Consider the following 19,076-nt stretch of genomic DNA (forward strand, 5'->3'; position numbering starts at 1 on the left):
CGTTCGATCTTCCCTGACGACGTGCGGCCGACCGCAAGTTACCTCTGGGTAAGGTTCTGGTCACCATGCTGGACCCCGCACGAGGGGAGTGGTGGTGGTGAGTTCTCCAGTCTTGGGAGGTCATCGTTGTGATCGAATCCAACGCGGTCGAACTCCGCTGGCGCGGCGAACCGCTCCACCAGGTGCTCGCCGCCGCCGCGCCCGCGCTGGTGCCCGCCGTGCTCGCGCAGGTGATCGCCGAGTTGCCCGCGTACGCCGAACTGCCGGAGGAGGAGCTGCGCGGGGACATCACCCGGATCATCGAGCGGGGCATGGCGATGGTCGGGCGGATGTTGCGCAACGGCGGCGCCCCCGACCCGAAGTCGCTGACCGACCTTCGCGAGGACATCCTGCACCGGGCCGAAGAGGGCGTGCCGATCGAGGCGGTGCTCAACGCGCACAACGTGGGTGTCCGGGTGGCGTGGGAGCACTTCAGCGCGCAGGCCCGGCCCGAGGACATGCACGCCCTGGTCGGGGTGGTGGACCTCGTGCTCCGCTACCTGCGCGAGATCACCTCGGTGGCCTCGTCCGTGTACTTCCAGGAGCGGGACACCTTCCTGGCCGATGCGCACGCCGCTAAGCAGGACCTGCTGGCGGCGTTGCTGACCGGGGGCGACTCGATCGACGCGGCGGCCCGGCTGGGGATCCGGTTGGCAGACAGCTACGCGGTGCTCGACGTTGAGATCGCCGCGCATCCGGACGAGTCCGCGCCGGGCACCAACGCGGACGTGGCGCGGTGGCGGAAGCTCCGCCGGTTCCGCGCGGAACTGGAACGCCGGTCGCCGCAACCGCTGCTGTCCCGGCTCAACAAGCACGGCGGGGTGGTGCTGCTGGCCCGCGACGACGCGGCCGATCCGGACCGGCGCGTCCACGACCTGGTCCTGGCCGCGGGCGCGGCGGCGGGCGCCGACGTGACGGTGGGCGCGGTATCGGCGTCCGTCCCCGGTATCCCCGAAGCCGCGCGGACCGCGCACGAGTTGCGCCGGCTCGCGGTGGCCGGGCGTCCACCGGGGATCTACACGCTCGACGAACTAGCGCTGGACTACCAGCTCACCCGCCCCGGCCCGGCCCGCGACGTGCTGGCGGGAAAGCTCCGCGCGATCGAGGACGAACCAGACCTGCTGGAAACGCTGTGCACCCACCTCGGCACGGGCCTGAACCGGCGCCGCACCGCCCGCCGACTGCACGTCCACCCGAACACGGTCGACTACCGGATGCGCAAGGTCGCCGAACTCACGGGCCTGAACCCCGCGGACCCAACGGACGCGGCGCACCTGCGAGCCGCCCTCATCGCCCGTACCCCGCACTGATTCCCCCGCCAGGGAGTGCAGGTCGATTCGGTCGTGCAGGTTCGCCACCCGGCGACCGGTGAGCGCTTCGACCCGTTCGATCCGGCAGTGGACGGTGTTGACGTGCAGGTGCATGGCGGCCGCGGTTCGGGTCCACGACGCGCCGCTGTCGAGGAAGGTCTTCCGGGTCTCCAGCAGCCGGGCGCTGCTGCCGATGACCACCGGCTTCAGGCTCCGGTCGGCGCGGCTCGGTCGCTGGCGGGGTGCACGAGATCGATGTACTCCTGCGGCAGCTGGTCGAACGACAGCTTGGTGACGCTGGCGGGTCCGGAGCTGTAGGAGTCCTCGCCCTGCACGAGGCCGTTCTCGTCCACCGGCCACAAGATCAGTTGCCGGTGGACGACGAGGTAGTCGGCCGACTCGTCGTCCACCGGGATGCCGCTCTGGGCGGCGTACGAACCGGGGTAGATCTGCTTCAGGTACCCCTCGGTGACCACGCAGTGGTCGTCGACGACCAGCCGGTCCAAGGTGAACTCGAGGATGTTGGTCCGCGTCGCGAGGAAGTTCGCGTAGTACGTCCGCACCCCGTCGTAGCCTTTCGGGCCGACGTCCTTCCCGCCGTTCCAGAAGTGGTAGTCGGGCGTGGGGCTCAACGTCACCATCAGGCGGTCGAGGTTCGGTTCGGCCTCCGCCTTCATGTGTTCGAGCACGATGCCGAGGACGACGCGGTGCCGCTCGTTGGTCGTGACGGCGAGGCGGTTCTCGAGCATTTCCCAGGTGCGGTTGGGATCGATGACGGCCACGTGGATTTCCTTTCCGCGGAAACGGATGTCACGCCAGATGGTGGCCCGGGACGCACCGGTGGATCATCCGATGCGCGTCGGCAGATTCCCCCGGCCCGCCCGACGAGCGTCGGGCGACGCGGCTCAGAACGTCTCGCCGAACACCTCCGACGCGGCCAGCTCCGTCGACGACAGCGTCACCCTGCGGACCATGAGCACCAACGTCGCCTTGAACCGGTCCATCGGGTCCGCCAGGTCCCAGCCCATCTCCGCTTCGAGATGGGCGAGCCTGGCGGCGACGGTGCTGTGGTGCACGTGCATTTCCTCGGCGGTGCGCCGGAGCGACCCGAACACGCAGTAGGCCTCCAGCGTGGACACCTCCTGCTCGCCGGCCGGGGACGTGGCGATCGCATTGATCCGCGCCGCATCCGGATCGTTGAGCAGACGTTTCAGGGGGAGCTCGGCCAGCAGTTCCAGCGAACCCAGCCGCCCGTACGACACGGCCCGCCGCCCATGTCCGGTGGACGATGCGAAACGCAGCGCTCGACGCGCCTGCTGCCACGACGCCGGCGCCGCGTACACGCTCATGCGCTGGCCGATCCCCACCCACGGGCCGCGGTCGCCATCGGCGCAGCCCGGAGCCATCGGACGCTCGGCGACGATCGCGGCGTGCAGATCATCGGCCAGCCGGCGGTCGTCGCAGTCGTCCTGCAGGAGCATCGCCGTCAGGTTCCCGACCGCGACCGAGTGAACGAGGCGACCTGGGCAGCTGCGCGCGACCAATTCCAGCGCCGCCTTGCTCGACGCGGTGGAGACCGCCATCGCGCGGACCTGCCGGGTCGCGTCCAACCCGAGCAATCCCACCGCTCGAACCCGGTCCTCGCGCCTTTCCTTGTCGGAAAGGACCACTTCCAGCAGTGCCGGATGCCCCAACCGCGGACCGGCAGGCACCGCCGACCGCTGCGCCGCCACGCGCAAGGCATGCTGAAGCCGATCGAGGAGTAGCGAGTCGAGCGGGTGCTCGGCGGCAGTGCGTTCGAGCCAGACAGCCGGATCCGCGGCGGTCGGCGTCGCGAGGCGGCTCTCGTCGAGCGGGTCGCCCAAGCCCCCGTACCTGATGACCGGGCCCGACGCCCACTGCGCGCCGACCGGGCACTCCGCGAGCAGCGCCGCGGACCGCACGATGGCGTCGGCGTTGGCAGCGGACTCGCTGAGGGCGTCGAAGTACGAGATGACCCGGAACACCGACAGCGCATCGGACGCCAGTTCCGACATGCGCAACTGCTCGTCCTTCATGGCATTTCACCAGTCGTCACGCCGGGCACCGGTGCCTCCCAACCCCGGGCCAACGCCCGGGCGTGACGGTGATGGTAGTGACGCCACGGCTCGCCGAAGCCACGGCGGCCGTTGATCAGGACGGGGGCGCGGGGTTCCACACCAGCCACTTGCGCGCGACCTCCGCTGCCAGATCGACGTCGTGGTGGTGGGCGAGGAGCAGCACCTGGCACAGCACGTCGGCCACCTCCGCGCGGAAGTCGGTCGCCAGCTCTTCCGGGCTCTTCCCCTTGTCCCGCGCTTGTCCGGTCATCATGAGGAACGCCTGCGTCAGCTCGCCGAGCTCCTCGTGGAGCTTCAGCAGGAACCACGTCGCGTCCCGTTCGACGCCGTACTTGCGCGCGTAGTTCGCCGACACGGCTTCGACCTTGTTGACCAACTCGTAGAGGTTCACGCGCGCAGCCTAGAGACGCGTGTGATGCCGAGGTCCCGCCCGGCTTCAGCCCTCCTGGATGCGCCGGGCCAGCACGTAGTACGGATCGTCCGCGTCCCGGCTCCCGCGCGGTCCGTCGCCTTCCGGGGCGAGTTGTGCGCCCACCGTCGAGTGCGTCCACTCGCGCACCGCGAACCGCTCGACGATCGCCCACCGCCCGTCGCGCTTGGCCATGTGATCGACGTAGCGGAAGCCGCTGATGAAGTTGCGCCGCGGATCGGATTCCGGCGATCCCCAGTGGACGGCGGTCCCGTAGGTCTCGGCGACCGCCTGGTCACCGTGCAGCTCGCAGAGGTGGTTGCCGACGATGTGCATGGTGCCGGTGAAGCCGCCGAGCAGGGGACGCACCCACTCGACGTATTCGTCGACCGTGCCGTCGAATCCGGTGTGGTGGTCGATGCCGCCGGGGTGGTAGGCCGAGCGCACCAGGTCGAAGTCGAGCCGGTCGATCCCGCGGCAGTAGCGCAGCACGACCTCGCGGATCCGCTGCCCGTCCAGCAGCCCGGTCAGCGGATCGGTCACTGGGTCACCGTCCAGCCGCCGTCCACCGGCAGCAGGACGCCGTTGATGTAGGAGGCGAGCGGGCAGAGCAGGAACAGCGCGGCCCACGCGATGTCGTCACCGGTCGCCATCCGCTTCATCGGGTTCTTCTCCAACGACCGCTGCCCGACCTCGCTCTGCACGAAGCCCTGCAGCCGCGGGGTGTCGGTCATGCCCGGGGCGACCGCGTTGCTGCGCACCTCGGCGTTCCGGTAGGTGGCGAGATGCCTGGTGTAGCCGGCGATCCCCGCCTTGGCGGCGCAGTACCAGGGCGAGTCCGTGCCGATGAGGTTGCCGGCCAGCGACGAGACGTTCACCAGCGCGGCACCCTCGGGAACCCCGCCGGCGAGCCAGGTCTCGGTCATCAACCGGACGCTGCCGACCGCGATCCGGACGCCCTCGTCGAAGTCGAGGTTCCCGGCGGAGGAAGGCCCGGCGTTGTTCACCAGGTAGCGGATCTCGCCGAGGCGACGGCTCTCGGCGAAGCCCCGCTCGACCTCGGCCGGCGCGGAGACGTCGGCCGTGACCGCGAGGGCCTTGCCGCCGGACGCGGTGATCCGGTCGACGGTGGCGGCGACGGCGCTCTCGTCGAGATCCCAGGCGGCGACGGCGAGCCCCAGCTCCGCGGCGCGGAGGGCGACGGCCTCGCCGATCCCGCTCCCGGCGCCGCTGACCAGCAGGACGTCTCCAGGGGTGAAACCGAGGTCGATGGTGGGCTGAGCGGTGTTCGGCACGGGTGCTCCTCGAAGGGGTAGTCGGTGGTCAGACGCCGTATCCGCCGTCCACGTCGAGCTTCTGCCCGGTGATGAACTTCGCGCGGTCCGACGCGAGGAAGCACGCGGCTTCCGCGATGTCCTGGGCGCTGCCGAAGGCGCGCAGCGGGATGTTGCGCTTGGTGACCTCCAGCGCCCGCTCGTCGAGGTCGCCGCTGGCCATCAGCTCGGCGGCCATGCCGTCGGTCAGCATGCCGGGGCCGACGCAGTTCACGCGGATCCCGAACCGGCCCTCCTCGGCGGCGAGCGCCCGGGCCGTCGCCTCGACGGCGCCCTTGGGGCCCGCGGACAGCCCGTCGCGGACCGGGTAGCGGTGGGTGGCCGCGGTGGTGATCGCGACGATCGAGCCCCGGCTGGCGCGCAGCGCGGGCAGCGCGGCGTGCACGACGTTGAAGAACGCCTCGGCCTCGGCGGCGAGGTGCTTGGCGAAGTCGGCCGGTTCGACCTTGGAGAGGTGGACCTGCGGGATCAGCGGACCTGCCGCGTGGACGAGCGTGTGGATCGCGCCGAAGCGTTCGACGACGCTGTCCAGGTAGACCTTGCTCTGATTCGCGTCGGTGAGGTCGAGTCGGTCCGCTGCGGCCACCCCGCCGCGCTCGGCGAGCTCCGCGACCAGGTTTTCGGCGGCCCGTTGGTCGCTGCGGTAGGTCAGGGCGACGCCGGCGCCGCGTTCGGCGAGCAGCCGGCAGATCGCGGTACCGAGACCGCCGGTCCCGCCGGTCACCACCGCGACGCCGTGCCTGTCCTGGAAATCCGTCACGATCGCCCTTTCCGTTCGTGATGCCTGAGTGGTTGTTCCAGATCGGTGCGCGGGCATGTGCGCCGACGTGGTCGCTCGGGTGCGGGGCGCCGGTTTCGCGCGAAAGCGGCGTTCCGCGTGAGGCGTGATGGCGGTTTCGCGCGAAACCGCCACCGCCTGTCAGGTGCCGGGTGCCTCCGGGACGAGCCGGTCGGAGCCATTCCGAAACGACCCCTAAGGGCTGTTCGGGAAGTTGGTCCAGCCCTTGCCGTCGGCGCGGCCGTACCAGCCCGAGGCGGCCAGCGTGCCTCCGTCGACCGGCAGGGTGTGGCCGGTGATGTAGCAGGCCTCGTCCGAGGCGAGGAACTGCACGGCCGCGGCGTAGTCGTCCGCGTCGCCGAAGCGGCCGAGCGGAACCCAGGTCCGGATCAGCTCGGGATCGCGGCCGCGCAGCATCGCGGCGGCGGGGGTCTGCGGGGTGTCCGCGAGATCGGGCGCGATGGCGTTCACCCTGACGCCGTGCTGCCCGACCTCCACCGCCAGGCTCTTCGTGAACGCCGAGACCCCGGCGTTGAACGCCGAGTAGGCGGCCTTGCCCGGAATGCCGCGGAAGGCCTCGACGGTCGAGTTGTTCACGATGGCACCGCGACGCTGCTCGATCATCGCCGGCAGCAGCGCGTGGGTCATGGTGAACACGTGGTGCAGGTTCAGCTCGTAGAGCCGGCGCCACTGCTCCGGCGTCGACCGCACGAACGTCCACGCCGTCGGGCGGAAGTCCCCGACGTTGTTGACCAGCACGTCGACTCGGCCGTCTCCCGCGGACAGCGCCGCCCCGGCGGTCTCGGCCACCACGTCGTCGTCGGTGATGTCGCCGACGACGACCACGCAGCGACCGCCGGCGGCCTCGATCTCCAGCCGCGCGGCGCGGGCGGCGTCGCCGTCCACGTCGTTGAGCACGACGAGATCCCCGGCACGGGCGAACCGGCGGCTGATGGCGCCGCCGATGCCCAGCGCACCTCCGGTCACAACGCAGATCCGTGGTCGGTCAGTCATCTTCGCTCCAGGAGGGGACGCGCGAGCGGCGTGGTGTTCGGGTCTCGATCCAGTCGATGGACAGCTCCCGGCGCGCGAACCGCCACGCGCCGTCCTGCCTGCGGTAGCCGTCGGCGTAGCGCAGGTGCCACACGAGGTTGATCGGCTCGCCCGACGACCGCTTGCCCAGGTGGTGGGCGATGCACGCGATGCGGCCGGTCGCGGTCCGCCCGTCGCCGTCGAAGACCTGGCCGACGATCGCGTGCTGGGTGAGTTCGAAAGCCTCGACGGCGCGCAGTGCGCCGGCGATCGCCGATCGGCCACTGTGGACATCGGACGGGCCGAGTTCGGCGGGCGGGGACGGCATCGCCAGCACGGCGTCTTCGGTGAACAGGGCCGCAGCCACGGCGAACGCGCGGGCGTCCACGGCGGCCGCGTAGCGGGCGACCAGGTCGGCGAGCTCGACCCGGTCGGCCGTGGTGAGCGTCATCGCCCGGCCAGGCCGAGCCGCTGCGCGCACGCGGAGAGCTCGTCCTTGACCGCGGCCAGGTCGGTTGCCGGCGTGGGCTGCAGCACGATCCGGCTCGCGCCCCGCGCGGCCAGCGACTCGGCCTTCTCGGTGGTGATCGCCGAGACGAGGTGCCCGAGCGTGACCTCCAGCGCGTCGGGATCCCGGTCCGCCGCTTCGGCCTCCTGCCGCATCAGGTCGATGAGCTCCTGCAGCTCGGCGCCGCCGACGCCGAGCGGCTGCAGGCCGTCACCGCGGCGTCCCGCGCGCCGCGCGGCAGCCCGGCTGTGCCCGCCGATGTGGATGGGGACCCCGCCGGGCCGGACCGGCTTCGGGTAGGTCATCGCCCCGGCGAAGGAGAAGAACCGGCCGTCGTGGTCGACACCGGTCGACGACCGGTCGGCCCACAGCTTGCGCAGCACGTCGATCTGCTCGTCGGCCCGCCGCCCGCGGGTCTCGAACTCGGCCCCGCACGCCTCGATCTCCTCCCGCATCCAGCCCATGCCGACGCACAGGCGCAGCCGGCCGCCGGAGAGCGCGTCGATGGTGGCCGCTCGCTTGGCCAGCACCACCGGGTGGTGGTTGGGCAGCACGAGCACGCCCGTGGCCAGCTCGATGCGGGTCGTGTGCGCGGCGAGGAACATCAGCAGGTCCAGCGGATCCGGGATGTCGCAGTCGTCGGCCAGCTCCATCTTCCCGGAACTCGCGTAGGGGTAGACGCTGGAATACCGGCTGACCACGACGGCGTGCTCGACCGCGACGATCGATTCGAACCCGCATGCCTCGGCGTGCCGGGCGAACTCGCCCATCCAATCGGGCCGGGCGGTGACGCCGGCCGCCACCGGAGCCATTACGGCGTATCTCATAACGGAATCCTACGAGAGCGAGACGAGAATACAAACCTAGCGTTTGCTTGTTTTTCTGGTTACGATGGCGCGCGCTCCGGCATCGCCGCGCGCATCACGCGTGCGATGCCCAATGTGGACAGTGATGGGAAGTGGCCGCATTCCTGCGGCGCTCACCTGCGCGCGGTGAGCCGCCGAGCGCAAATCACCGCTGTCGGCTTCGCGAGCGTTCGACGTCCACCCGGGTGACGGTACATTTCCCGCGAAATCGCGCACCACCTGCGGAAACGATGGTGGCGCAATTCCTCGTGAAATCGCGTTCGTGCCGTCGGCGGGGGTTCAGGCACCGGGTCGGCGGCGGGTGACCGCCGCCGACCCGGCGCGTCACGCTTCCTTCGCCGCGGGGCGGAGCTTGGTCTTGAGGATCTTGCCGCTGGCGTTCTTCGGCAGCTCGTCCCGGACGACGATCTCCCTCGGCACCTTGAAGTTCGCGAGCCGGGCCCGGCAGTACTCGATCAGCGCGTCCTCCGTCGGCCTGCTCCCGCCGCGCGGCACCACGAACGCGAGGGCGACCGAGCCCATCCGCGGGTCGGGCTTCGCCACGACGGCCGACTCCGACACCTCCGGGTGCGTCGCGAGGACGTTCTCCACCTCGGCTGGGTAGACGTTGAACCCGCCGACGGTGAACATGTCCTTGATCCGGTCGGTGACCTGCAGGCATCCGTGCTCGTCGAGGCGGCCCACGTCGCCGGTGCGGAGCCACCCGTCGGCGTCGATGGTCTCGGCGGTGGCCTGCTCGTCCTCGAAGTAGCCGAGCATGACGTTGCGGCCCCTGATCAGGATCTCGCCCTCGTCGCCGGCGGGCACGTCGTCGCCCGCGGGGTCCACGATGCGGAGCTCCATCCCGTCGACGGGCGGGCCGGTCGTCTCCGCGATGTGCGCCGGGTCGTCGTCCGGGAGGGACTGGGTCACCACGACAGCCTCGGTCAGGCCGTAGGCCTGGCTCACGGACGTGAAGCCCAGCTCGTCGCGCATCCGCTGGAACAGCGACTTCGGCACCGTCGCGGCCCCGGCGACGGAGAACCGCAGCGACGAGAGGTCGTACTCCGCCAGCCGGGGGTGGTTGAGCAGGGACGTGAACAGGGTCGGCGCGCCGGGCAGCACCGAGATCCGCTCCGCCTGGATGAGTTCGAGCAGCTCGTCGGCCTGGAAGGTGGCGACCGGGTAGATCGTGCTCCCGGCGGTGATCGCGGTGATCATGCCGGCCTTGTAGCCGAAACCGTGGAAGAACGGGTTGACGATGGCGTAGCGGTCGGCCGTGCTCAGCTCGGCGCGCTCGGCCCAGACCCGCGCGACGTCGATCGTCTGCCGGTGCGCCGTGAGCACGCCCTTGGGGATGCCCGTGGTGCCCGAGGTGAACATGATGTCGCAGATGTCGTCGGGCGTCACCGCGGCGACCATCGCCTCGAACCGGTCTTGGTCCACCGAGCGGCCGCCGGAGATGAAGTCCGGCCAGCTGAGCACGCCGTCGGCGGGCTGCCCGCCCAGGTCCACCACGGTGTGCAGGTGGGGCAGCCCGGGGATGGGGCCGTCCCCGGCCTGGCCAGGCGATTCCGCGGCGGCGGTGCGGAGCATCTCGAGGAAGTCGATGCCCAGGAACCCGTTGGCGAGGACGAGCGTCGAGGCGCGGGAGCGGGCCAGTACGGCCGCCGCCTCGTGGCCCCGGTAGCGGCTGTTGAGCGGGACAACGATGGCGCCGATGGACTGCGCGCCCAGGAGCGCGAGAATGAACTCCAGCCGGTTCGGCGCCCAGATGGCCGCGCGGTCGCCCCGGCGCAGGCCGCGCGCCGCATACGCGCGCGCCGTCTCGGTCACGAGCCCGGCCAGCTGTTCGTAGGTGACCCGGATGTCCCCGTCGACGACGGCGGGTTGGTCGGGATGCCGCCGTGCGGCCTCCGCGACGAGGAGGGGGATCGTCATCGGGGTGTTCACCGTGCCCACGCTCTCCTTCGAGACGACCAAATGCTTGCTAGGTGATCCTAGCGGCGGGTGCGCCCGCAGACCAGGCCTTGCGCGGTGCGGGAGCGGCGTGCCGCGGCGGCCAGTGGCGGGTGCGCGGGCGCGGCTGTGGCAGACTGTCGACCAAACGCTTGTTGTTGTGGGGGATTCGCGGTCTGCGGGAAGGAAGGCGAGATGGCGACGAGGACCCGGCCGGGGTCGGCCAAGCGCGGTGCGGCCTCGGCAGGAGGCGGCAGCGGCTCCGACCGGCGGAGCCAGCTGCTGAGCATCGCCGCGACGCTGTTCGCCACGAGAGGGTACGCCGAGACCACCGTCCGGGACATCGCCGACGAGGCGGGCATCCTCTCGGGCAGCCTCTACCACCACTTCAGCTCGAAGGAGGCGATGCTCGACGAGATCCTGCGGGGCTTCCTGTCCGCACTGCGCGACCGGTTCCGTCAGATCGAGCAGGACAGCGTCGACCCCCGCGCGGCGCTCGACGAGCTGATCGTCGCGTCCTTCGAGGCCATCTCCGCGACCCCGCACGCGGTCGCGCTCTACCAGGCCCAGGTGGTGGCGCTCGCCCGCCAGCCCGGCTTCGAGTACGTCGGCGAGTTCAGCCGGGAGATCGAGAAGATCTGGCTGCGGTTGCTGGTCGCCGGGCAGAAGGCCGGGATCTTCCGCGCCGACGTCGACATGAACATCACCTACCGGTTCATCCGCGACACCGTGTGGTCGTCCGTGCGCTGGTACCGCCCGCGCGGCAAGTACAAGCCGGAGGCCATCGCCAAGCAGTACCTCCACGTCCTCTACGGCGGCCTCCTCGCGAGCTAGTGGCTCGGCCCGCGTGGTTGGCCGGGTAATCGGCTTGCCGTCTCTTGATCATCAGGCCGAGGCCGATTCATCCTGGGCGGTAGTCGCTTTGGTGAAGCAGAGGCACGGCGAACCGCCGTGGCGCCTTTGGGCAGAAGCGGGTTTCGGCCAGTTGATCGCCTGGTCGGGCGCCGCGTTTCGGGCACCCGACCAGATCCTCCCGCGGTTACAGATACGGGCGGGTGATCAGCTCAATCGCGTGACCGGCGGGGTCTTTGAAGTACACTCCTCGACCGCCGTGCTCGTTGTTGATCTCGCCTGGGCGGCGCATCTGCGGATCGGCCCAGTGCTCGATGCCGCGATCGCACAGCCGGCGATACGCGCGATCGAACAGCTCGTCGTCGAGCAGGAACGCGTAGTGCTGCATCTGGATCTCCACCGGCGGCTCGGCGAACTGCAGTAGCACGCCGTCGGCGAGCTGGATGTTGGTGAACGGGCCCCAGGACGGTGCTTCTGGGAGTTCCAACAGCTCTCGGAAGAACCGAGCCGACTCGTTGCGATCCTTGGCAGCGATGATGGTGTGGTTGAACGTGGCTGTCATTCGGCTGACCTCGTTGTTGTTCGACACGGGAAAAGGACTTCGCGGTGCGCGAGTGCCGGGAGGTCCACGTGGTGCCGAACTGAGGGGGTGCGTTCTCTGCACCCGCCGTGCGATCAGCCCTCCACCGGGTGGCCGATCTGTGCGTGGCGTAGCGCCGGTCCGGTGTTCACATTGGTGACGTTACTTGATCGGGCTGGCCGCTACAACAGGACGCGATCGGCTGCAAGTGGCTCTTCACGCAGTCTTGGCCGGTCCGTCACGGTTCTGCCTGTCGGTCGACGAGTGAGGCGGAGCCGGGTCCTGCGGCATCTGGGCGTGCACGCCGTTGCTGGGCGCGGAAGTGGGCTTCGTCGACGCCGTCGGCGCCGTGGATTGGTACGGACGACTTCGCTCCATCCCCCGGGAGAGTGTATGGTCCACCACACCAAGCGCTTGCTCGGTGATCGGCACGAGGGATGTGGGATGTGACGGAGCAGCTGGTGGACTTGCGGGACAAGGTCGTGTTCATCACCGGTGCCGCACAGGGGCAGGGCGCCGAGCACGCCAGAACGCTGGCGCGGTTCGGGGCCGATGTGGTGCTCGCCGACCTCGACGAGCGCGCAGTTGCTGCGGTCGCTGCGGAGATCGACGCGAAGACCCTCGCCCTGGAACTGGACGTGCGGAGCAAGAGCGCGTGGGACGAGGCGATGCGGCGCACCCGGGCCGAGTTCGGCCGGGTCGACGTGCTCGTCAACAACGCGGGGTTCTACGGCTTGGCCCCGCTGGCGGCGCTCGAGGAGGACCACCTCGTGCGGGCGCTGGGCGTCAACCTGGTCGGGCCGATCCTCGGGATGCAGGCCGTGCTCCCGCTGATGCGCGACCGGGGTGGCTCGATCATCAACGTCGCCTCGACCGCGGGGCTCACGGGGTTCGCCGGCGGGATCGGCTACGGCGCCTCGAAGTGGGGGCTGCGCGGGGCGAGCAAATCGGCGGCCAAGGAGCTCGGCGAGTTCGGGATCCGGGTCAACTGCATCTGCCCCGGCGCGATCGACACCGCGATGATCTCCGACGAGACCAGAGCGGGCGGCGGCGCGGTGGCGAACCAGCCGATCCCGCGGGTCGGTGCGCCCGCGGAGGTGTCCGCGCTCGTGGCGTTCCTGGCCGGCGACGCAAGCAGCTACTGCACCGGGCAGGACTTCGTGATCGACGGCGGCCAGACGATCTGAGGAGGGGAACGTGTTCGACGCAGAGGTCGCGGCGGTCATCCGGTCGCTCGACGCGGGATTCCCGAAGGTCGAGGAGATGACGGGGGCGGAGGCGCGGGCGGCGATCGCGGCGCGGCGGCAACCGGTGCGAAACCGGGACGATGTGGCGCGCACCGAAGACCGCGAGATCCCCGGGCCCGGGGGCGGTGTGCCCGTCCGCCTGTACTTCCCGCACCGGCGCGGTGACGAACCGTTGCCGGTCGTCGTCTTCTGCCACGGCGGCGGGTTCGTGTTCTGCGACATCGAGTCGCACGACGCGTTCTGCCGCGAGCTGTCGGGACGGACGTCGTCGGTGGTGGTCTCGGTGGACTACCGGCTCGCGCCCGAGCACAAGGCGCCCGCCGCCGTCCTCGACGCCTATGCCGCACTGACCTGGGCCGCGGAGAACGCACGCGGGTTCGGTGGCGACCCGGGCCGGCTGCTGATCGCCGGCGACAGCGCGGGCGGGAACCTCGCCGCTGCCGCCTGCCTGATGGCCCGGGACGGCGGAGGGCCCGCGGTGGCCGGCCAAGTGCTGATCTACCCCGTGCTCGACCCGTCGTGCGACACCGGCAGCTACCGCGAGTACGGCACCGGTTACGGGAACACCAGGGCCGCCATGGAGTGGTACTGGCGCCAGTACCTGCCGGCGGACGACGTGGCCGGGCCCCGGCACCAGGTCGTCCCGCCCGCCGCGGACACCTTGCGCGGCCTGCCGCCCGCCGTCGTCGTCACCGCGGGCCTGGACCCGCTGTCCGACGAGGGAAGGGCGTACGCGGCCGCGCTGGCCCGGGACGGGGTTCAGGTGACGCACCGGCACTATCCGGGCCTGTTCCACGGGTTCCTGACCATCATGTCCCTGCAGGCCGCGCGGTCGGCCCGCGATCTGCTGTGGCACGACCTGTGCGCAGCTACGAAGCAAGGAGCAACGTCTTGACCATCGGAGCTCACAGCGCGGTGCGCGACGTCCTGGTCGTCGGCGCCGGATTCGCCGGTCTGTACGCCGTGCACGCGTTCCGGCGGGCCGGGCTCGACGTGATCTGCCTCGAAGCAGGCGAGGACGTCGGCGGCACGTGGTTCTTCAACCGCTATCCCGGCGCCCGCTGCGACGTGGAGAGCATCGACTACTCCTACTCGTTCGACGAAGACCTGCAGCGCGACTGGGTGTGGAGCGAGCGCTACGCGACCCAGCCGGAGATCCTCTCCTACATCCACCACGTCGCGGACCGGTTCGACCTGCGGTCGCACGTCGAGTTGAGCAAGCGGGTCGTGGCCGCGGACTTCGACGAGACCGCGTCGCGGTGGGCGGTGCGCACGGAGGACGGGGACGAGCACCTCGCGCGGTACGTCCTGTTCGCCACCGGTTCGCTGTCGGCCCCGAACAAGCCGGACATCCCCGGCGCCGACACCTTCGCCGGCGAGACGTACTTCACCGCGCGCTGGCCGGAGCCCGGCCCGTCGCTGCAGGGCAAGCGCGTCGGCATCATCGGCACGGGCTCGTCGTCGGTCCAGTCGGTGCCGATCCTCGCCAGGGAGGCCGACTCGCTCACCGTTTTCCAGCGCACGCCGAACTACAGCGTGCCCGCGCTGAACCGGCAGCTCACCGACGCCGACCAGCGCCGCATCCGCGAGGAATACCCGGCGCGGCGGGCGAAGGCGCGCATGAGCGGCGGCGGATCGCCGCACCAGCCGCACCCGAAGCGCGCGGCCGAATGCACCCCGGAAGAGCGCGAGGCCGCGCTGGAGGCGGGGTGGCGCAACGGTGGTGTGCTGTTCGGCAAGACCTTCCCCGACCAGTTCACCGACATCGAGGCGAACGACTACGCGCGCGAGTTCGCGGAGCGGAAGATCCGGGAGATCGTTGCGGACCAGCGCACCGCCGAGGACCTGATCCCCACCGACCACCCCATCGGGACCAAGCGGATCTGCACCGACTCCGGGTACTTCGAGACGTTCAACCTGGACAAGGTCGCGCTGGTCAACCTGCGCCGGGAACCCATCACGCGGATCACCGGCGCGGGCATCGAGACCAGCGCGGGATTCCACGAACTGGACGTGCTGGTGTACGCCACCGGGTTCGACGCGATGACCGGTGCGCTCACCCGGATCGACATCACCGGCCCGCGCGGCGACCGGATCCAGGACGCGTGGGCCGAGGGGCCGGTCACCTACCTCGGCGTGCAGATCCCCGGCTTCCCCAACCTCTTCACCGTCAACGGCCCCGGCGCGCCGTCGGTGCTGTCCAACATGGTGCTGACGGCGGAGCAGCAGGTCGACTGGCTGGCCGAGCTGATCCGGCACGCCGACGAGACCGGGGCGGCCCAGGTGGAAGTGCGCGACGACGCCGCGGTGAAGTGGACCGATCACGTCCAGCAGGCCGCGGACGCCACGCTGTTCCCCCGGGCCAACTCCTGGTACCTCGGCGCGAACATCGAGGGCAAGCCGCGCCGGTTCATGCCCTACGTGGCAGGACTGGGCGCCTACCGCGAGCGCTGCGAGGCGATCAAGGCCGACGGCTACGAGGGATTCGTGTTCACGGCTCGCTGACGGTGGAGCGGCGGCGACCCCGCCGCACCACGCGGCCTACGGGCCAACGAGGTACCGGCAGACGACACCTCCGGCACTGCGGGTTTGCGCCACCGAGCCCGGCGGCGCAAACCCGGGGGTGCGCCTGGGCTTCCCGCCCGACCGCAATTTCAATGGAAATCGGACCTTCGATTTCCATTGAAATTGCGGGAGTTGTCCACAGGTATCGGCGTGTCGTGGCCCGACACGCCGAAGGCCGCAATTTCCATTGAAATCGGACCCTCGATTTCCATTGAAATTGCGGGTCAGGAAGGTCGGCGGTGCAGGGCAGGGCCGTCTTCCTGTTGGTTCCGGCGTTCGGGGTCTGCGGGGGCGGGGCGACTCGGCTTCGCCGTGCGCGTCTCGCCGGACGATCATGCACGTTTCGCCGGATGACCATGCGTGTCTCGGCGGGCGATTTCGTCGTTGCTGAACGGGTTTTCGCGTCAGTATGCCAATCGGTGCTCGCCGCTGATGTCGCGGCGAGCACCGATCTTCGTTTCAGGCCGCGGTGATCGCCGCGAGGACGCGGGCGCGGTGGGCCGCCGTGGTGCCCCAGGCCGCGACCAGGGCGCGCACCTTCGTGATCCACAGGCCGAGATCGTGCTCCAGCGTGTAACCGATCGCGCCGTGCACCTGCAGCGCCGTGCGGGCAGCGAGGTAGGCCGCGTCGGAGGCGGCGACCTTGGCCGCCGACACGTCCCGCGCGGCATCGGCCGACCCCACCGACACCGCCGCGCCGTGCAGCAGCGGCCGGGCGAAGTCGAGCGCCACGCGGACATCGGCGAGTGCGTGCTTGAGGGCCTGGAACTCGCCGATCGCCCGGCCGAACTGACGCCGGTTCTTGGCGTACTCCACGGCCTCGTCGAGCAGGCGCTCGCCGGCGCCGAGCAGCTGGGCCGAGCAGGCGAGCGCGGCAGCGTCGAGCGCGGCAGCGGCCGCGCCGGCCGGCAGCGTGGCGAGCCGGTCCTTCGCGGTCACCTCGAAGAGCCTGCGGGTGCTGTCCACGGAACGCCGCAGCGACCCCGGCTCCGCGAGGTGCAGCTCGTCGCCGTCGACCAGCAGGACGCGGTCGGCGACATCGGCGTCGAGCGCGAAGGGCGTGCCGGGCGGCGCGGCGAGCGTGACCACCCTGCTTCCGGCGGCCAGCTCCGCGAGCGATTCCGGGTCGGTCGCCTGCAGCAGCGCGGGCGCGACGACGACGGACTCGATGTACGGCCCGGGCACGAGGTGGCGGCCGATCTGCTCGAACGCGACGACCACGTCGATCGGCGACGCTCCGAGCCCACCGGCATCCTCCGGCACGCACAGGGCGTGCACGCCGAGGTCGGCCAGGCGCTGCCAGATCTTCCGCCCGGACGCCGCATCGCCCTCGCTCCACGCGCGGGCCGCGGTCGGCACTCCCGCGGTGCCGAGGAAGTCGTCCAGCGACCGGGAGAAGGCGAGCTGTTCGTCGTTCAATGCGAACCTCATCGGGCGCGGCCCTCCTTCGGCAGGCCGAGCAAGCGCTCGGCCACGATGTTGCGCTGGATCTCGTTCGTCCCCGCGTAGATGGGGCCCGACAGCGAGAACAGGTAGCCGTCCAGCCACGCGCCGCCGGCCGCCGCGTCCGGGCCGCGCAGCTCGGACTCCGGCCCGAGGAGATCCAGCGCGGTCTCGTGCAGCGCGACGTCGAGTTGGGACCAGAACAGCTTGTTCACGCTGCCGTGCGCGCCGATGTCGCCGCCGCCGGAAAGCCGCGTGACCGTGCCCCACGTGTAGAGCCGGTAGGCCTGCGCAGCGATCCACGAGTCGACCACGCGGTCGCGCAGGTGCGGCTGATCCGCGCCGCGTTCGCGCCACAGCGCCACCAGCCGGTCGGCCGCCGCGCAGAACCGGCCAGGCGAGCGCAACGACAGGCCGCGCTCGTTGCCCGCGGTGCTCATGGCCACCCGCCAGCCGTCGCCCGGCGCGCCGAGCACGTCGGCGTCGGGCACGAACACGTCGTCGAAGAAGACCTCCGCGAAGCCGGGGTGCCCGTCCAGCTGGGGGATCGGCCGGATGGTGATGCCATCGGCGTTCAACGGGAACAGGAAGTAGGTCAGCCCGCGGTGCCTTTCGGCGTCCGGGTCCGAGCGGAACAGGCCGAACCCGCGGTCGGCGAAGGGCGCCCGCGAGCTCCACGTCTTCTGCCCGTTGAGCACCCAGCCGCCGCGTGCGTCGTCGCGCGTGGCCGTGCTGCGGATCGACGCGAGGTCGCTGCCGGCCTCGGGCTCCGACCACGCCTGGGCCCAGATCTCGGTGCCGTCCGCCATCGACGGCAGGTACCGGTCCCGCTGTTCCCGGGTGCCGTGCCCGAAGATGATCGGGGCGAGCAACGAGATCCCGTTCTGCGCGACGCGCACCGGCGCGCCGCTGCGGTAGTACTCCTCTTCGAACAGGACCCACTCGATCATCGAGGCGTCCCGGCCGCGGTACTCCGCCGGCCACGAGACGACCGACCAGCGGGCCTCGGCGAGGGTGGCTTCCCATTCCCGGCGGGCCGCGAATCCCTCGGCGGAGTCCAGCAGGGGCAGCGGCTTCGCCGGGACGTGGTCGTGCAGCCAGGCCCGGGCTTCGTCGCGGAAGGCCAGCTCCTGCGCGGTGAAGTCGATGTTCATGCGTCCTTGTCTTTCCGCTCGGCCGCGTCGCGCATCTTGCGCGCGTCCATCCCGGCCAGGGAGTCGCCGCCGACCTCCGCGTTGTGCGCGTGCGCGGCGTGGTGCAGGCCGAACACCGAGTCCATGCCGGCCCGCATGCCCTGCAGGTCCTCCGCCTGGTTGATCGCCTTCTTGGTCAGGGCGAGCCCGAAGCCCGGCATCGCGCCGATGCGGCCGGCGAGGTCGAGGGTGAAGGATTCCAGCTCGGCCCGCTCCACGACGTGGTTGACCATGCCCAGCTCGTGTGCGCGCTGCGCGGGCATGCGGTCGCCGGTGTAGAGGAACTCCTTGGCGGCGCGCGGGTTCATGACCCACGGGTGGGCGAAGTACTCGACGCCAGGGATGCCCATCTTCACCACCGGGTCGGCGAAGAACGCGTCGTCGGAGGCGACGATGAAGTCGCACGACCAGGCGAGCATCAGCCCGCCGGCCACGCACGCGCCGTGCACCATCGCGATCATCGGCTTCGGGATCTCCCGCCACCGGCGGCACATGCCGAGGTAGACCTCCGACTCGCGCGCGAAGCGGCGGTCCACGCCCTCCCGGCCGGTGTGGTCCCACCAGATCACGGCCTTGCGGTCGAAGCTCTGGTCGGCGTCGCGCTCCGGCGTGCCGATGTCGTGCCCTGCGCAGAAGTGCTTGCCGTTGCCAGCCAGCACGATCACCTTGACCTCGTCGTCGTCCACGGCACGGCTGAACGCGGCGTCGAGCGCATAGGTCATCTTCGAGTTCTGCGCGTTGCGGTACTCGGGCCGGTTCAGGGTCACGAGGGCGACCGCGCCTCGGCGCTCGTAGGTGACCACCGAGTCGTCGCTGGTACTGGGCATGCTCCTTCACGTCCTTTCCCAAACAAGTGCTTGGTTTGCTACCCTACGGGAGATCG

19 protein-coding genes and 1 pseudogene are annotated in these 19,076 nt (G+C 70.7%); 5 read left to right on the plus strand and 15 right to left on the minus strand.

The genetic code is table 11. The features are described 5' to 3' along the window. The first annotated feature begins 128 nt into the window (after nucleotides 1-128). Entirely contained in the window at nucleotides 129-1,349 is a 1,221-nt protein-coding gene (locus ACWEV3_RS14945) for a PucR family transcriptional regulator (RefSeq protein WP_452614387.1), read from the plus strand. A gap of 27 nt (nucleotides 1,350-1,376) precedes the next feature. Here ACWEV3_RS14945 and ACWEV3_RS14950 read toward each other — a convergent pair. The 11 genes and pseudogenes from ACWEV3_RS14950 to ACWEV3_RS15000 all read right to left on the minus strand — a co-directional run. Continuing rightward, nucleotides 1,377-1,550: pseudogene (locus ACWEV3_RS14950) on the minus strand (helix-turn-helix domain-containing protein); the annotation flags it as partial. Between the two features lie 5 nt (nucleotides 1,551-1,555). Continuing rightward, nucleotides 1,556-2,131: a nuclear transport factor 2 family protein gene (locus ACWEV3_RS14955; RefSeq protein WP_452614388.1), complete on the minus strand. Its 576-nt coding sequence runs from the start codon at nucleotides 2,129-2,131 to the stop codon at nucleotides 1,556-1,558. Between the two features lie 123 nt (nucleotides 2,132-2,254). Then, nucleotides 2,255-3,406 carry a PucR family transcriptional regulator gene (locus ACWEV3_RS14960; RefSeq protein WP_452614389.1) on the minus strand — a complete coding sequence of 384 codons (1,152 nt, stop codon included), beginning with the start codon at nucleotides 3,404-3,406 and terminating at the stop codon, nucleotides 2,255-2,257. A gap of 115 nt (nucleotides 3,407-3,521) precedes the next feature. Next, nucleotides 3,522-3,839: a hypothetical protein gene (locus ACWEV3_RS14965; protein ID WP_452614390.1), complete on the minus strand. Its 318-nt coding sequence runs from the start codon at nucleotides 3,837-3,839 to the stop codon at nucleotides 3,522-3,524. Between the two features lie 45 nt (nucleotides 3,840-3,884). Continuing rightward, nucleotides 3,885-4,400 (minus strand): nuclear transport factor 2 family protein, encoded by a 516-nt coding sequence (locus tag ACWEV3_RS14970; RefSeq protein ID WP_452614391.1) that lies wholly within the window; start codon nucleotides 4,398-4,400, stop codon nucleotides 3,885-3,887. After that, the gene (locus ACWEV3_RS14975) at nucleotides 4,397-5,152 is read right to left on the minus strand and encodes an SDR family NAD(P)-dependent oxidoreductase (RefSeq protein WP_452614392.1); all 756 of its coding nucleotides are present in this window, start codon (nucleotides 5,150-5,152) and stop codon (nucleotides 4,397-4,399) included. Before ACWEV3_RS14975 ends, ACWEV3_RS14970 begins: the two co-directional genes overlap by 4 nt. A gap of 28 nt (nucleotides 5,153-5,180) precedes the next feature. Further along, on the minus strand, nucleotides 5,181-5,951 hold the full coding sequence (locus ACWEV3_RS14980; RefSeq protein WP_452614393.1) for an SDR family NAD(P)-dependent oxidoreductase: 771 nt from the start codon (nucleotides 5,949-5,951) through the stop codon (nucleotides 5,181-5,183). Nucleotides 5,952-6,164: 213 nt separating this feature from the next. After that, nucleotides 6,165-6,983: an SDR family NAD(P)-dependent oxidoreductase gene (locus ACWEV3_RS14985; protein ID WP_452614394.1), complete on the minus strand. Its 819-nt coding sequence runs from the start codon at nucleotides 6,981-6,983 to the stop codon at nucleotides 6,165-6,167. Continuing rightward, nucleotides 6,976-7,452 (minus strand): nuclear transport factor 2 family protein, encoded by a 477-nt coding sequence (locus ACWEV3_RS14990; RefSeq protein ID WP_452614395.1) that lies wholly within the window; start codon nucleotides 7,450-7,452, stop codon nucleotides 6,976-6,978. Before ACWEV3_RS14990 ends, ACWEV3_RS14985 begins: the two co-directional genes overlap by 8 nt. Further along, the gene (locus ACWEV3_RS14995; RefSeq protein WP_452614396.1) at nucleotides 7,449-8,336 is read right to left on the minus strand and encodes an LLM class F420-dependent oxidoreductase; all 888 of its coding nucleotides are present in this window, start codon (nucleotides 8,334-8,336) and stop codon (nucleotides 7,449-7,451) included. The genes ACWEV3_RS14990 and ACWEV3_RS14995 overlap by 4 nt, the downstream gene beginning before the upstream one ends. 363 nt (nucleotides 8,337-8,699) lie before the next feature. Further along, on the minus strand, nucleotides 8,700-10,295 hold the full coding sequence (locus tag ACWEV3_RS15000) for an AMP-binding protein (protein WP_452614397.1): 1,596 nt from the start codon (nucleotides 10,293-10,295) through the stop codon (nucleotides 8,700-8,702). 213 nt (nucleotides 10,296-10,508) lie between these two features. Here ACWEV3_RS15000 and ACWEV3_RS15005 point away from each other — a divergent pair, with 213 nt between their 5' ends. Continuing rightward, on the plus strand, nucleotides 10,509-11,147 hold the full coding sequence (locus ACWEV3_RS15005; protein WP_452614398.1) for a TetR family transcriptional regulator: 639 nt from the start codon (nucleotides 10,509-10,511) through the stop codon (nucleotides 11,145-11,147). Between the two features lie 205 nt (nucleotides 11,148-11,352). On the opposite strand, the gene ACWEV3_RS15010 is transcribed toward ACWEV3_RS15005, so the two are convergent. Further along, nucleotides 11,353-11,727: a VOC family protein gene (locus ACWEV3_RS15010; protein ID WP_452614399.1), complete on the minus strand. Its 375-nt coding sequence runs from the start codon at nucleotides 11,725-11,727 to the stop codon at nucleotides 11,353-11,355. 464 nt (nucleotides 11,728-12,191) lie between these two features. On the opposite strand from ACWEV3_RS15010, the gene ACWEV3_RS15015 reads away from it, so the two are divergent. The 3 genes from ACWEV3_RS15015 to ACWEV3_RS15025 are packed head-to-tail and all read left to right on the plus strand — an operon-like array spanning nucleotide 12,192 to nucleotide 15,497. Continuing rightward, nucleotides 12,192-12,932: an SDR family NAD(P)-dependent oxidoreductase gene (locus ACWEV3_RS15015; protein ID WP_452614400.1), complete on the plus strand. Its 741-nt coding sequence runs from the start codon at nucleotides 12,192-12,194 to the stop codon at nucleotides 12,930-12,932. A gap of 10 nt (nucleotides 12,933-12,942) precedes the next feature. Further along, complete coding sequence (locus ACWEV3_RS15020; protein ID WP_452614401.1) at nucleotides 12,943-13,887, plus strand: alpha/beta hydrolase; 945 nt, start codon at nucleotides 12,943-12,945, stop codon at nucleotides 13,885-13,887. Next, nucleotides 13,884-15,497: a flavin-containing monooxygenase gene (locus tag ACWEV3_RS15025; RefSeq protein WP_452614402.1), complete on the plus strand. Its 1,614-nt coding sequence runs from the start codon at nucleotides 13,884-13,886 to the stop codon at nucleotides 15,495-15,497. Before ACWEV3_RS15020 ends, ACWEV3_RS15025 begins: the two co-directional genes overlap by 4 nt. A gap of 519 nt (nucleotides 15,498-16,016) precedes the next feature. Here the strand turns inward: ACWEV3_RS15025 and ACWEV3_RS15030 are convergent. The 3 genes from ACWEV3_RS15030 to ACWEV3_RS15040 are packed head-to-tail and all read right to left on the minus strand — an operon-like array spanning nucleotide 16,017 to nucleotide 19,020. After that, a complete protein-coding gene (locus tag ACWEV3_RS15030; RefSeq protein ID WP_452614403.1) occupies nucleotides 16,017-16,988 on the minus strand; it encodes an acyl-CoA dehydrogenase family protein in 972 nt (323 codons plus the stop codon). Further along, nucleotides 16,985-18,154, minus strand: coding sequence for an acyl-CoA dehydrogenase family protein (locus tag ACWEV3_RS15035; protein ID WP_452614404.1), 1,170 nt, complete (start codon nucleotides 18,152-18,154; stop codon nucleotides 16,985-16,987). Before ACWEV3_RS15035 ends, ACWEV3_RS15030 begins: the two co-directional genes overlap by 4 nt. Next, complete coding sequence (locus tag ACWEV3_RS15040; protein WP_093266532.1) at nucleotides 18,151-19,020, minus strand: enoyl-CoA hydratase; 870 nt, start codon at nucleotides 19,018-19,020, stop codon at nucleotides 18,151-18,153. Before ACWEV3_RS15040 ends, ACWEV3_RS15035 begins: the two co-directional genes overlap by 4 nt. Between the last annotated feature and the right edge of the window lie 56 nt (nucleotides 19,021-19,076).

Source organism: Saccharopolyspora sp. NPDC003752 (genome assembly GCF_053605825.1).